We start from the raw sequence: 13,511 nt of genomic DNA, 5'->3' as shown, positions 1-13,511 counted from the left end.
TCACCGCGGGAAGTCTTGGGTAAAGTCAGACACAATTCTCATCCTCGCGCCCGGCCGAACACACATAAGGAACCCGTGCCTATGAACCGTAACGATCTGCGTCGCGTCGACATGAACCTGCTGGTGATTTTCGAGGCCCTGATGTTCGAAAAGAACCTGACCCGAGTCGCGGAAAAACTGTTCATGGGCCAACCGGCGGTGAGCGCCGCGCTGGGGCGTTTGCGCGATCTGTTCGACGATCCGTTGCTGCTGCGCAACGGACGCGGCATGGAACCGACGGCGCGCGCATTGGCGATTCTCAAGGAATTGCAGCCAGCGATGGACACCATCTCCGGTGCGGTCAGCCGGGCCAAGGAATTCGATCCTGCGACCAGTTGCGATGTGTTTCGCATCGGGTTGTCGGACGATGCCGAGTTCGGTTTGTTTCCACCGTTGCTGCGTCAGTTGCAAGAGGAAGCACCGGGCATCGTCGTGGTCGTGCGGCGGGCCAATTACTTGTTGATGCCAGCGCTGCTGGCGTCGGGGGAAATTTCGGTGGGTGTGAGCTACACCACGGATCTGCCGGCCAATGCCAAGCGCAAGAAGCTGCGCGATATCCCCTGCAAAGTGCTGCGCGGCGACACCCGGCCGGGGACGCTGACCCTGGATGAGTACTGCGAGCGGCCCCATGCGATGGTGTCTTTTTCCGGCGACTTGAGTGGCAACATCGACCTGGATCTGGCGAAGGTCGGGCGTAGTCGTCGTGTGGTGCTGGGGGTGCCGCAGTTCAGTGGGTTGCGGGCGTTGCTCGCCGGGACCGAGATGATTGCCACTGTGCCGGATTATGCGGCGTGTGCGTTGGTCGAGGGCTGTGGCTTGCGCGCTGAGGATCCGCCGTTCGAGATTGAGGCGGCGCAGTTGTCGATGGCCTGGAGCGGGGTGCATGACAATGATCCGGCGGAGCGGTGGTTGCGGTCGCGGATCGGTCAGTTCATGTCTGTGGCTTTGGATGTTTCTTAGGTGTTGACCTTGGCGGCCTCTGGGCCGACCAGGTTCTTGGTTGATTGAGTACATATCCGTTTCTGCGGTAACGGCGGCTTATGGTTTCGCCCTTACGGCGAGTCCCTTTTGTCAAACGACACAAAAGGAACCAAAAAGTCTCGCCCCTTACGTACGGCCCCTCGCTGAGGCTCGGGGTTCCTTCGCTCCGGCATTCATCCGGGGGCATCGCCCTCCGGTTGGCTTCGCTGGCACCTACATGCGATGTGTTCGACTGCGTCGAACGGCGCTGCGCGCCAATCCCCGGATAAACACCTCCACTCAGCCTGCCGAGGGGGCGGGTGGATCAAGATCAAAAGCTGCAGGCGAGCTAACGCTCGGCCTGATGAGTGGTGAGAAGCGACGCGGTGGTGCGGGATGCTCTGCTTTTTGCTCTTCTGTGGGAGCAAGCTTGCTCGCGATGGCGGCCTGCCAGCCGACCAATTTCTTTCGAGTGTACCCAGCCCAACTGTAGGAGCGAGCCTGCTCGCGAAGGCGACCTGACAGCCGCCCAATTACTTGCAGATGTACTCAGCACCTGTGGGAGTAGGCTTGCCCGCGAAGGCGGCCTGCCAGCCAATCAATTTCTTGCTGATGTACACCGATAAAATTGTGGGAGCGAGCTTGCTCGCGAAGGCGACCTGACAGCCGCCCAATTACTTGCAGATGTACTCAGCACCTGTGGGAGCAGGCTTGCTCGCGAAGGCGACCTGACAGCCGCCCAATCACTTGCTGATGTACTCAGCACCTGTGGGAGCGGGCTTGCCCGCGAAGGCGGCCTGACAGCCGACCAATCTCTCACAGACATACGCTGATCCACTGTAGGAGCGAGCCTGCTCGCGATAGTGGTGTATCAGTCAACACCAATGCCGGATGTAATGCCGCCATCGCGAGCAAGCTCGCTCCCACAGGGAATGTGCAGTGTTCTGAAAGCCCTGTTTAAAAGCCGTCAGCCTCTATTCCTGAAAGCCACACCGCCTTGCGTCGTTGCCTACAACTACGCCAGAATCCGCCGGCTTGTGAGTCTTGGCCCTGATCTCTATCGTTCTCCACGTCGCTGCCCATTCAGCGATCGGGTTTAGCAGCTCGGTAAATTTCAAGGCTCGCCAGTGTCACCTTCAGATCAGTTCGATCTGCAATTTGGTGGCTGTGCGTGGGGCACTTCGGTGCGCCGGGTTCCTTGATCCCTGGTCTGCTAACCCGCGTACAGCCGCCACCCAATTCGTTTAGCAGCGACTTGTGGCGGCTCCATTGATCAAGGAGCTTGACCATGTTCAAACCCACCCCCAATCCCCCGAAAGCCCCGGCACCACCACACAACCCCAGCACGATGTTTCTCATCGCCCCCGACATCAACACCGAAACCCTCTTGGCCCACGCCTGCGAATCCCTCGCCTCGGCCAGCATCATGGCCAGCGATCTTGCTGGATTTCTGCAAAGCCCTCATCGCAATGCGCTGCTGGGGATTGCGCAGATCATCATGTTGGGTGAGCTGGCGGTGAATCGGGCGTTGGATAATCTCGACCCGCAAGACTAGTCCAGTAGCAGCAAGCAACGAGCAACCCTGTAGGAGCGAGCTTGAACTGGCCTAATAATTCCGGACACCTCTTAAGGGCGATATGATTTCGCCAACTTGGAGGTTCCATGAACGAAAGAAAGGTCTATACCCGCGAGTTCAAGCTGCATGCTGCCAGCATGGTGCTTGATGATAACTGCCCGGTTCCAGACGTTTGTGCATCGCTGGATATCGGGCCCACCGCTTTACGGCGTTGGGTCGATCAGGTTCGCAAGGAGCGCGAGGGGCAGCCAGTCAAAGGCACCAAGGCGATTACCGAAGATCAGCGCCAGATCCAGGAACTAAAGGCCAAGATCAAGCGCATGGAAATGGAAGCCGAGATCTTAAAAAAGGCTACCGCTCTCTTGATGTCGGATCCCGATCGTTTTCGATGATTGCGGAACTAAGAGAGTCGTTCCCGACAGCTGTCGTGTGTCGTGTTTTCGATGTGAAGCGCAGCAGCTTTTACGAGTGGCTTCAGCGGCGAGCCCAACCGCGGATCAGGCGCGAAGAGCTCAAGCTCAAAGTGGTTGAACTGCACAGCGAAAGCCGCGAAGCCATGGGCTCCAGAATGATCAGCAAGGGCCTGAAGTCCCAAAACATTGCAGTTGGAAGAGGCCTTGTCCGAGCGCTGATGAGGGAGGCCAACATTGTCAGTAAACAACGCCAGCCTCACCCATTCAGATCCAAAGGAGTGGAAGCGTTTGTCGCGCCCAATCGGCTCAAGCGCAACTTCAAACCGGCTGCAGTCGATCAGGTCTGGTGTGGCGACGTGACCAGCTTGATGGTGGGCGAGCGCTGGGTTCATCTGGCCATCGTCATCGATTTGTTTGCTCGCCGGGTCATCGGTTGGGCATTTTCGCTGGTCAATGACGCCAACTTGGTCAGCAAGGCGCTACGCATGGCGGCAGAGGTTCGAACGTGCCCTGCGGGGCTGATGTTTCACTCGGATCAGGGTTGTCAGTACACCAGCCGCAAGTTTCAAGAAGAACTGAAGCGTCGTGACATATTGCAAAGCATGAGCCATCGCGGGCAGTGCTGGGACAACGCTCCAACAGAGCGATTTTTCGGCACGCTGAAATCAGAATGGGTGCCTCGTAGTGGCTACAGCAAGATCGAGGAAGCCAAAACCGATATGGTGCGCTTCTTCATGTACTACAACCGCACCAGGCTCCACAGCTACAACAACTATCTGTCGCCAATAGCCATGGAGCAAAAAGCGGCATAAACACCGTAACCGGTGTCCGGGATTACTTGACCAGTTCAGCTTGCTCGCGATGGACGTCAACGATAACGCGTGCTGCCTGATTGATCGTGTTGTCCAGACGTTTTTCGCGAGCAAGCCCGCTCCTACAGGGTTCCATGTCGTTTGGTCGATCTCGGTCTTCCCGCAAACAGAGCACGTACATTCAATTTTTCCTTCCTCCGCCCCGGCACTATCGAATCCTGTCCCGGCGCATCGACGCCGGTGGTTTTTCATTTGTGCGGATAGGCCATGGACACTTCGCGAAGTGATGATCGGGCGCAAGACTGGGGGCTGCTGTTCCTGCGGGTCAGCGGCGGGTTGTTCCTGTTGTGGGTACATGGCTTGCCCAAGTTGCTTCACTACAGTGCCGAACTGCAAAGCATCGAAGACCCTTTCCACCTGGGCACGAATCTGACGCTGATGCTGGCGATTTTCGCCGAGGTGGTGTGCCCGCTGCTGATCGTCGCCGGGTTGCTGGCGCGTCTAGCGTGTTTGCCTATTCTGTTTTTGCTGTGGGTGTCGATGTTGATCGTGCATCCGCAGTGGACGCTCTTCGAAGGCCAGTTCGGCTGGCTGCTGCTGATCGTGTTCACCAGCATTTTCATCGCCGGGCCGGGACGCCTGGCACTCAATGTCCGTTTCGCCGGAGCCTTGCGTTATGTCTGAATCCAATCGCCGTGAGCCGGCAAGTCCGGGGCCTGATGAGGTGGTGACCCTGATCGTCAAGCATCGGGTCAAGGCCGGTTTCGAAGTGCCTTATGCCGCCTGGCTGCGCAACATCGTCAAGGTGGCCGCGCAGAACGTCGGGCACTTGGGCGTGGATGTGGTGCGTGGCAAGAATGCCGGCCTGGACACCTACACCTGCGTGCTGCGCTTTTGTTCGACCGAGGCGATGCAGCGCTGGCTCGATTCACCGCAACGCCAGGAACTGGTCGATGAAGCTGCGCCGATGCTGGCCGATGGCGACCAGACCGAAATCAATCCGGTCAACGAGTTCTGGTTCTCGCCCCAGGCCGAGGCCAGTACGCCACCGCCGCGCTGGAAGCAGGCCGTGGTGACGCTGCTGGTGATCCTGCCGCACACCTTGCTGGTGCCGCTGCTTTGGGGGCCGTTGTTGCGGCTCAACGCCTTGCTCTCCAACTATGTGGTGGCCACGTTCCTGATCACCCTGACCATCGTGCTGTCGGTGGTTTATATCTTCATGCCCATGGCGACGCGTCTGTTCGCGCCCTGGCTGTCTCCCGCCACATTGCACGAGGAACCGTGATGAACGCCGATCTGATTCTGTTCAATGGTCAATTCCATACCGTTGACCGCGAAAAACCGCTCGCCAGCGCCGTGGCGATCAGCGACGGGCGTTTTGTCGTGGTCGGCAACGATGCCGAAGCCATGGCCCTGCGGGGCTCGAACACCCAGGTGATCGACCTCAAGGGGCGTTGCGTGATCCCCGGGCTCAACGACTCACACTTGCACTTGATCCGTGGCGGCTTGAACTACAACCTGGAACTGCGTTGGGAAGGTGTGCCGTCACTGGCCGATGCCTTACGCATGCTCAAGGAGCAGGCCGACCGCACGCCGACCCCGCAGTGGGTGCGGGTGGTCGGTGGCTGGAACGAATTCCAGTTCGCTGAGAAGCGCATGCCGACCTTGGCGGAGCTCAATCAGGCGGCGCCAGACACGCCGGTTTTCGTGCTGCACCTGTACGACCGCGCCTTGCTCAACCGCGCCGCGTTACGCGTCGCCGGGTACACCCGTGACACGCCGAACCCGCCGGGTGGCGAGATCGTGCGTGACGCCAATGGCGAGCCGACCGGCATGCTGGTGGCGCGGCCCAATGCGATGATTCTGTACTCGACCCTGGCCAAGGGGCCGAAGCTGCCGTTGGAGTATCAGGTCAACTCGACCCGTCAGTTCATGCGCGAACTCAATCGCCTGGGCCTGACCAGTGCCATCGATGCCGGCGGCGGTTTCCAGAATTACCCGGACGATTACCAGGTGATCGAGCAGTTGGCGAAGGACGAGCAACTGACCGTGCGCATCGCCTACAACCTGTTCACCCAGAAACCGAAGGAAGAGTTGACCGACTTCAAGAACTGGACCGGCAGCGTGAAGCTGCACCAGGGCGATGATTTCCTGCGGCACAACGGCGCCGGGGAAATGCTGGTGTTCTCGGCGGCGGACTTCGAAGACTTCCTCGAACCGCGCCCGGACCTGCCGCAAACCATGGAAGCCGAATTGGAACCAGTAGTGCGCCATCTGGTCGAGCAACGCTGGCCGTTCCGTTTGCACGCCACCTACAACGAATCCATCAGCCGCATGCTCGATGTGTTCGAGAAGGTTAATCGCGACATTCCGTTCAACGGCTTGCCGTGGTTTTTCGACCACGCCGAAACCATCACCCCGCAGAACATCGAGCGGGTGAGGGCGCTGGGCGGCGGCATCGCGATTCAGGATCGCATGGCGTTCCAGGGTGAATATTTCGTCGAGCGTTACGGCGCGAAAGCGGCCGAAGCCACGCCACCGATCAAACGCATGCTGGCCGAAGGCGTACCGGTGGGTGCCGGTACCGACGCCACGCGGGTGTCGAGCTACAACCCGTGGACCTCGCTGTACTGGATGGTCAGCGGTCGCACCGTCGGAGGTATGGAATTGCACGCCGAAGGCCTTTCACGCCTGACGGCGCTGGAACTGTTCACCCACGGCAGCGCCTGGTTCTCCTCGGAGCAAGGCAAGAAGGGCCAGATCAAGGTCGGGCAACTGGCTGACGTCGCGGCCCTCAGTGCGGATTTTTTCAGCGTCGATGAAGAGGCGATCAAGTGGATCGAGTCGGTATTGACCGTGGTCGGCGGCAAGGTGGTGTACGGCGCCGGTGACTTCGAGAAGCTCGGGCCGGCCAGCGTGCCGGTGCTGCCGGACTGGTCGCCGGTGGTGAAGGTGCCGGGTCACTGGCGCCCGACTTCGCCGATGCAGGCCCAGGTTCACCATTGCAGCGGCCCGTGCGCGGTGCATTCCCACAGTCATGAACGGGCGCGCCTGTCGAACGCGCCGGTCAGCGATTTCGCCGGTTTCTGGGGCGCCTTTGGCTGCTCGTGTTTTGCCTTCTGACTCTTTTAAAAAAGCGCCGGCCCAACAGGTCGGCGCTGACTGCAACAACCATCCACCAAGGAGTTTCCAATGAGCAACGTTCCCTACAAACGCCTGAACAAAGACGATGCTGTGGTATTGCTGGTCGACCACCAGACCGGTCTGATCTCGCTGGTACAGGATTTCTCGCCCAACGAGTTCAAGAACAACGTGCTGGCGCTGGGCGACATCGCCAAGTTCTTCAAACTGCCGACCATCCTCACCACCAGTTTCGACAGCGGTCCGAACGGTCCGATCGTGCCGGAGCTCAAGGCGCAGTTCCCGGACGCGCCGTTCATTGCACGCCCGGGCCAGATCAACGCCTGGGACAACGAAGACTTCGTCAAGGCGATCAAGGCCACCGGTCGCAAGCAACTGATCATTGCCGGTGTGGTGACCGACGTGTGCGTGGCGTTCCCGACACTGTCAGCCATTGCCGAAGGCTTTGAGGTGTTTGTGGTGACCGACGCTTCCGGCACCTTCAACACCACCGTGCAACAAGCGGCCTGGGCACGCATGTCGGCCGCCGGTGCACAACTGCTGAACTGGTTCTCCGTGGCCTGCGAGCTGCAAGGCGACTGGCGCAACGACATGGAAGGCCTGGCCAACCTGCTGTCCGAACGCCTGCCGAACTATCGCAACCTGATCAACAGCTACACCAAATTTACTGCCAAGTAAGAAGTACACCTGTGGGAGCGAGCTTGCTCGCGATGGCGGCGTATCAGTCGACACACATGTTGACTGACAGAAAGCTATCGCGAGCAAGCTCGCTCCCACAGATTTTTTGTGTGATCACTTGATCAGCGACTCTGCAACCAACTCAAAAACCCACCTTTCCTGACCGCTACCGGTTTGGCCATCAACGCCATCCGGCTGTTCTGCTGGCGCACCGCCTGCAGCTTGTTCAACGCCCGGTCGACTTCCCGTCGTTGCGCCATGCAGTTGCGGGTCAGTGATTTGTCGAGGCGGTAGATGATGCTTGAGGTCATGGCGGTGAACCGTGCCTGGGACGGCGTGTCGGCGAGGATGCTTTGTTCGCCCATGACTTCACTCGGCCCCATGCGCCCGGCTTCGATCTGCGTGCTGCCGTTGGGGACGGTGGCGCTGACCACGCCGGTGGCGATGACGAACAGGCTGTCCGGTACTTCATCCAGATCCAGCACCACCTCACCGGCCGCGTATTGCTGCGCCACCATGTTCTGGGCCAGGTGATCCCGTTCCTCGGCGCTCAGGGAGCGGAATATTTTCACTTCATCGAGCAAGGCCCGTGCGCGGGTCGACGGCTCGATCACGCCATCGGGTTGCCGGGAAATGCCTGCCGCTTCGAGGTGCCGATGGGCCAGGTCGAACAGTTGATTGCGCACTTCACCCTTTTTGCCCAATTCGGCGATGAAGCCGCTGGCCACGTATTCGGACATGGTTTCACCGGCCTCCTTGAGCACGGCTTTCGGCGCCGGATCGAGCAGCAGACTGCTACTGCCCTGAAGGGTGCGGTCCAGGGCATCGAGTACCCGACGCGGGCGGATGTGGTTGGGCACCTGAATGCTGATCGACACGCCGTGCATATTGAACGGGCGGCTGAGATTGACGATCTTTGCCTTGGCCGCCACCGAATTCGGCACTACAGCGGTGCTGCCGGCGCTGGTCAGCAGGTGGGTGGCGCGCCAGTCGATGTCCAGCACCTTGCCTTCAATACCGTCGATGGAAACCCGGTCATCGACCTGATACGGCTTGGTGGTATTGAGCACGATGCCGGAGAACACGTCGCTCAAGGTGCTCTGCAATGCCAGACCCACCACGATGGCGACGACGCCGGAGGTCGCCAGCAAACCTTTCACCGGCAGCTCCAGCACGTAGCCGGCGGCGGCCACCACGGCAATCAGGAACACCAGTGCACCGATGACATCCTGCAACAGCCGGCCGCTATGGCCGATGCGCCGCATCAGGGCCAGGCCGATCACTTCGGTCAGCACCCGCGCGACGTACAGCCACCAGAGAATCCCCAGGGCCGTGGCCCCCAGTTGTGCCACGCGATCATCGGCAAACAACGGCGCCTGCAACGGGCTGACGCCGGCGTTGATGAGCACCGCGCTGAACAGCACAAACAGCGCCAGGCGCACACCGACCCGGCTGACGCGATGCTTGAACGGCGCGAGGTGCCACAGCAGGGCGTCGATTACCAACAGCAGTGCACTCAGGGAAAGCAAATGCTCAAGGAGCAAGGACATGGGGAAACTCCATTTAAATGCTTGCGGCAAACAGATCGCAGATCCTTCGGGGAAGGTGATTTCAGTGCGGTGAACGAAGATTAATGGTGTGCCTGAAAGGGAACAAGCGGCTATAAAGTGTTTGACTGTCAACCGGGAAGTGACAATGAACCCCTTCGAAGATATGCGTATTTTTTGCCAGGTCATGGACTCCGGCAGCTTCACGGCGGCCGCCGATCAACTGGGGCTGTCCAAGCAGTTTGTCAGCCGCCGCTTGATGCAACTCGAAGAGCGCCTGGGCGTGCGCTTGCTCAATCGTTCGACCCGGCGCCTGGATGTCACGCCGCTGGGGCAGAGCTATTACGAGTCAGCCTTGCGTCTGCTCAGCGAAGTCGAACAAGTGGAGCAGGGCATCGCCGGCCAGACCACCGAGCCACGGGGGACCATTCGTGTGAGTGCGCCGCTGTCGTTCGCGCTGGCGCATCTGGGCTGCCTGTTGCCGGTGTTTTTGCAGCGCTATCGCGACGTGACGGTGGAGATGGATTTGAGCGATCGTCCCGTGGATTTGCTCGGTGAGGGCTACGACCTGGCGCTGCGCATCGGCACACTGGAAGACTCGACACTGATCGCCCGACGCATTGCCTCCATTGAGCGGGTGTACTGCGCAAGCCCGGCGTACCTGACCGAACGCGGCACACCGCTCAAGCCTGAAGATTTGCACGGTCACGACTGCCTGCCGTACGGCCATGGTCGACAGGTTCAATGGCGGTTTACAGGGCAGGGCAAGCCATTGAGCGTCAATGTCAGCGGGCGGATGCGGGTCAACAACGGTGAATTGCTCAAGGACGCGGCGATTGCCGGGCTGGGGATCACGTATTTGCCAACGTTCATTGTCGGCTCGGCGTTGAAGGCTGGACGGCTGGTGGAAGTGCTGGAGGATTTTCGGCCGGAGCCGCTGACGTTGTCGGCGGTCTATCCGCAACACCGGCAGAGTTCGCGGCCGGTGCAGGCGCTGGTTGAGTTCTTGCGCGAGGAACTGGATCAGTCTGAGGGTGGGTTGTAGAGCGGCGGATTGCCTGACTCACATCGGCCACTGTGGGAGCGAGCTTGCTCGCGATGGCGTCGTGTCATCCAACATTGAAGTCGTCTGACACTCAACCTTCGCGAGCAGGCTCGCTCCCACAGGGTTTTGTGTTGTGTGGGAATCAGTGGGAATCAGCTCCTTTTGTCATCACCGGGCTCGGCATGGACGCCACGGTCATCACCGGGCTCGCCATTGGCATGGACGCCACGGTCATCCCCAGGCTCGCCATTGGCATGGACGCCACGGTCATCGCCGGGCTCGCCATTGGCATGAACGCCATGGTCGTCCCCGGGTTCATCATGGGTGCCGCTGCGTCCTGAGGACGAGACCGATCCGGAGTGGCTCGAACCGCTGTTGGCACTGCCATGGCCACTGTTGCTGCCATGGTCGCCACTGTGGCTGCTGCCGCTGTTACCACCACTGCCGCTTCCACCATGACTGCCGCCGCCGCCGCTTCCACTGCCGCCGCCGCCGCCACCGTGACTGCCGCCACCACCACTTCCGCCACCGCCACCGCCACCGCCACTACCCCCATCCTTGGCCTGAGCGCTGGAAACTCCAGACAGACTGTCCGGAATCAATACGGTAGACGCCGACAGAACCGCGCCAATAGCTACTGCCAGTAAAAGCTTATTGATGAGCATGTCGTTCTCCGTCCTTTAATTCAGATTGGAACCTTCATGAACAGTGCAATGTGCTGATTTTTCCCCGTGGGAACTTGATGAACAGTTCAGCGCACCGATTTATTCGGCGGGAACATTGAAAAAGAGTGCAGCGTTCAGCCGGACCCGCGTCTGAAGGGTCAGCTTCAAAGAGTCAGTGAATGCTCGAGGCCAGCTCGAAAATCGGGATGTACATCAGGATCACGATCACCCCGATCAACAGACCGATGAAGGTCATGAGCAAGGGTTCGAACAGCCGCACGAACCATTCGATCCAGCGGCTGATTTCTTCGTCGTAGAAGTCGGCGCTGCGCTCCATCATCTGCCCGAGGTTGCCGGACTGTTCGCCGGCTCGCAGCAGGCGCAGGGACACGGGGGTCACCAGGTGATTGAGTTCCAGCGCGGCAGAAAGTGATTGCCCCTCGCGCACCCGGTCGCAGGCCTGGTCCAGGCGCGTGCGGGAGGCGACGGTGAGCAGGCCACGGACCATGCCCATGGCGGTGACCAGGGGAATGCCGCCTTGCAGCAGAATCCCCAGTGAACGGTAGAAGCGCGCCAGTTCATACATGAAGATGCGCTGGTGCACCGCAGGGAGTTTTTCGATCAGGCGGTCCAGCCCCCGACGAAAGGCCGGCTGGCGCTGGAGCAGGGTGAGGGCGACGATGATGGCCAGCAAGCCACCGAAGAATTCACCCTGGTGGGCGTGCAGGAACATGCCGCTGCTCATCAGGATCTGCGACATCCAGGGCAGGTTCGACCCCAGTCCTTCAAACACCAGGCTGAAGCGCGGCACGACATACCCCATCAAAAACAAAACCACGCCACCGCCCACCACCAGCAACAGCAAGGGGTAGATCGAAGCGCTGATGATTTTCTGGCGAACCTCGTCCATGCGCTGGCGATAGCTGACATAGCGGCCCAGGGCATCGCCCACGGCACCGGTCTTTTCACTGGACTGCACCAGCGCCACGTACAGCGGGGGGAACACGGCTGACAGCTGGCTCAGGGCCTGGGAAAACGATTTGCCCTCGTAAAGCAGGCGGACCAACTCGTTCAAGGTCTTGCGGGCCTGTGGCGCGTTTTCCTTTTCCGCCAGGCTTTCCAGGGCATCGATCAACGGCAGGCCGGCGTTGAGCAAGGTGGTCAGTTCCTGGCTGAACAACACCAGGTTGAACGTCTCGCGCTTGTGCAGGCGCAATGCGCGCCAATGGCGCTCGGCGTGCAGGCTGACCACCCGCAGGCCCTGGTCTTCGGCGATGCGCCTGGCTTCGCTGTGCCCCGGTGCCTCGACGGTCATCGAGACCACACCGGCCTTGCCGACGGCCTTGAGATGAAAGCGCATGGTCGCCATTCCCGTCAGTTCCAGTTGGTGACTTCGGCGTTCTCGCCTTCGCCACCGGGCTGCCCGTCCTTGCCCATGGACAACAGGTCGTACTCGCTGTTTTCACCGGGATAGCGATAGGCGTAGTTGCGCCCCCAGGGGTCTTGCGGGAGTTTTTTCTGCAGGTACGGGCCGGTCCAGCGCGGTTCGTCGGCGGGGGCGGTGACCAGCGCCTGCAAACCCTGTTCGGTGGACGGGTAATGGCCAACTTCCAGACGGTAAAGGTCCAGTGCCTTGCTCAAGCCTTCTATCTGCGCCTTGGCCACTTTCACTTCGGAGCGGCCCAGTTGGGCGAAATACTTCGGCGCCACGATGCCGGCCAACAGCCCCAGTACCACCAGCACCACCAACAGTTCGAGCAAGGTGAACCCGCTTTGGGTTCGCCGGGCATAACACAGTCGCTGATTCATGATGACCTCGTAACAGTCGGCAGCAGAGTTGCCATGTAGTTGCATGCAATTGCCATGCTCACGGTTGCTGACCCTTGCGCGCCCCCCTTGCTACGGGCCTTCTCGCTTACGGCACAGTGCTTGCGTATGGCTGGTGCACGACTGGCCATTGGGGCAATACCCCCAATTTTCGGGGCCGGAAAGGGGAGGTATAACAATGAAGACACTCACCGCCGGATTGCTGGGTTTCCTTGTGTTGGCCAGCGCCGCACAGGCCGATGTGTTTGTTTCCGTGGACGCCAATGGCGGCTACGTCCTGTCCAATGTCCACCGCCCCGGACGCCACTATGAACGGGTGATTCGTGAGCCCGATGCGCCGGTGGTCAGCCTCGATCAGCAACCGCAGATGATCGCCGCGCAACCCTATGCCGAGCTGGTGGCGGCGGCGGCCACGGCCAACGAACTGCCGGCGGCGCTGCTGCACGCAGTGATCAAGACCGAATCGAGCTACAACGCCCGCGCCACCTCACCCAAGGGCGCTCGCGGGCTGATGCAATTGATGCCTGCCACCGCCCGCGAAATGGGGGTGACCAATGTCTACGACCCCAAGGCCAACATCCAGGGTGGCGCCCGCTATCTCAAGCGCCTGATGACGATGTTCGACAACGATATCCGCCTCGCCGTGGCGGCCTATAACGCCGGCCCGCAAGCGGTGCTCAGCCGGGGCAACGTGGTCCCGCCGTTCGCCGAAACCCAGCGTTATGTGCCCAGTGTGCTGAAGCAGTATCGGCGTTTGCAGGGGTTGCCCGCGGATGCGCCGCTGTGATCGAACACCCGGGGAAATTTC

The 13,511-nt window shown here is 60.4% G+C and carries 14 protein-coding genes; 10 read left to right on the top strand and 4 right to left on the bottom strand.

Annotated elements, in window-relative coordinates; genetic code table 11:
• The first annotated feature begins 81 nt into the window (after positions 1 to 81).
• The 8 genes from PSJE_RS26695 to ycaC all read left to right on the top strand — a co-directional run bounded on the left by PSJE_RS26695 (position 82) and on the right by ycaC (position 7,619).
• Positions 82 to 999, top strand: a complete 918-nt coding sequence (locus PSJE_RS26695) for a LysR family transcriptional regulator (protein WP_057715510.1) — start codon at positions 82 to 84, stop codon at positions 997 to 999.
• Positions 1,000 to 2,287: 1,288 nt separating this feature from the next.
• Entirely contained in the window at positions 2,288 to 2,554 is a 267-nt protein-coding gene (locus tag PSJE_RS26685; RefSeq protein ID WP_090454692.1) for a DUF6124 family protein, read from the top strand.
• A 107-nt stretch (positions 2,555 to 2,661) separates the two neighbouring features.
• Positions 2,662 to 2,967, top strand: coding sequence for an IS3 family transposase (locus PSJE_RS31800; RefSeq protein WP_008047186.1), 306 nt, complete (start codon positions 2,662 to 2,664; stop codon positions 2,965 to 2,967).
• Entirely contained in the window at positions 2,964 to 3,800 is an 837-nt protein-coding gene (locus PSJE_RS26680; protein ID WP_235863926.1) for an IS3 family transposase, read from the top strand. Before PSJE_RS31800 ends, PSJE_RS26680 begins: the two co-directional genes overlap by 4 nt.
• Before the next feature lie 267 nt (positions 3,801 to 4,067).
• Complete coding sequence (locus PSJE_RS26675) at positions 4,068 to 4,484, top strand: DoxX family protein (protein ID WP_090454694.1); 417 nt, start codon at positions 4,068 to 4,070, stop codon at positions 4,482 to 4,484.
• The gene (locus PSJE_RS26670; protein ID WP_090454696.1) at positions 4,477 to 5,085 is read left to right on the top strand and encodes an antibiotic biosynthesis monooxygenase; all 609 of its coding nucleotides are present in this window, start codon (positions 4,477 to 4,479) and stop codon (positions 5,083 to 5,085) included. Before PSJE_RS26675 ends, PSJE_RS26670 begins: the two co-directional genes overlap by 8 nt.
• On the top strand, positions 5,085 to 6,923 hold the full coding sequence (locus PSJE_RS26665) for an amidohydrolase (protein ID WP_057715505.1): 1,839 nt from the start codon (positions 5,085 to 5,087) through the stop codon (positions 6,921 to 6,923). Before PSJE_RS26670 ends, PSJE_RS26665 begins: the two co-directional genes overlap by 1 nt.
• Before the next feature lie 69 nt (positions 6,924 to 6,992).
• Positions 6,993 to 7,619 carry an isochorismate family cysteine hydrolase YcaC gene (gene ycaC / locus PSJE_RS26660; protein WP_008004800.1) on the top strand — a complete coding sequence of 209 codons (627 nt, stop codon included), beginning with the start codon at positions 6,993 to 6,995 and terminating at the stop codon, positions 7,617 to 7,619.
• Positions 7,620 to 7,741: 122 nt separating this feature from the next.
• Here ycaC and PSJE_RS26655 read toward each other — a convergent pair whose 3' ends face one another.
• Positions 7,742 to 9,169: a mechanosensitive ion channel family protein gene (locus tag PSJE_RS26655; RefSeq protein ID WP_057715504.1), complete on the bottom strand. Its 1,428-nt coding sequence runs from the start codon at positions 9,167 to 9,169 to the stop codon at positions 7,742 to 7,744.
• A 145-nt stretch (positions 9,170 to 9,314) separates the two neighbouring features.
• Between PSJE_RS26655 and PSJE_RS26650 the strand changes: the two genes are divergently transcribed.
• On the top strand, positions 9,315 to 10,211 hold the full coding sequence (locus PSJE_RS26650; protein WP_090454697.1) for a LysR family transcriptional regulator: 897 nt from the start codon (positions 9,315 to 9,317) through the stop codon (positions 10,209 to 10,211).
• A gap of 152 nt (positions 10,212 to 10,363) precedes the next feature.
• Here PSJE_RS26650 and PSJE_RS31975 read toward each other — a convergent pair whose 3' ends face one another.
• From PSJE_RS31975 to gspG, 3 genes are all read right to left on the bottom strand, one after another.
• Positions 10,364 to 10,876 carry a hypothetical protein gene (locus PSJE_RS31975; protein ID WP_139212664.1) on the bottom strand — a complete coding sequence of 171 codons (513 nt, stop codon included), beginning with the start codon at positions 10,874 to 10,876 and terminating at the stop codon, positions 10,364 to 10,366.
• A gap of 172 nt (positions 10,877 to 11,048) precedes the next feature.
• Positions 11,049 to 12,236: a type II secretion system F family protein gene (locus PSJE_RS26640; RefSeq protein ID WP_090457830.1), complete on the bottom strand. Its 1,188-nt coding sequence runs from the start codon at positions 12,234 to 12,236 to the stop codon at positions 11,049 to 11,051.
• Between the two features lie 14 nt (positions 12,237 to 12,250).
• Positions 12,251 to 12,685 carry a type II secretion system major pseudopilin GspG gene (gene gspG, locus PSJE_RS26635; protein ID WP_057715501.1) on the bottom strand — a complete coding sequence of 145 codons (435 nt, stop codon included), beginning with the start codon at positions 12,683 to 12,685 and terminating at the stop codon, positions 12,251 to 12,253.
• Between the two features lie 196 nt (positions 12,686 to 12,881).
• Here gspG and PSJE_RS26630 point away from each other — a divergent pair, with 196 nt between their 5' ends.
• Positions 12,882 to 13,490, top strand: a complete 609-nt coding sequence (locus PSJE_RS26630) for a transglycosylase SLT domain-containing protein (protein WP_057715500.1) — start codon at positions 12,882 to 12,884, stop codon at positions 13,488 to 13,490.
• The last annotated feature ends 21 nt before the right edge of the window (positions 13,491 to 13,511 follow it).

The sequence above is a fragment of the Pseudomonas jessenii genome, assembly GCF_002236115.1.
In the GTDB taxonomy this organism is placed as follows: domain Bacteria; phylum Pseudomonadota; class Gammaproteobacteria; order Pseudomonadales; family Pseudomonadaceae; genus Aquipseudomonas; species Aquipseudomonas jessenii.
Note: the sequence above shows the minus strand (reverse complement) of the source record. Positions and strands in the feature narration are given on the sequence as shown.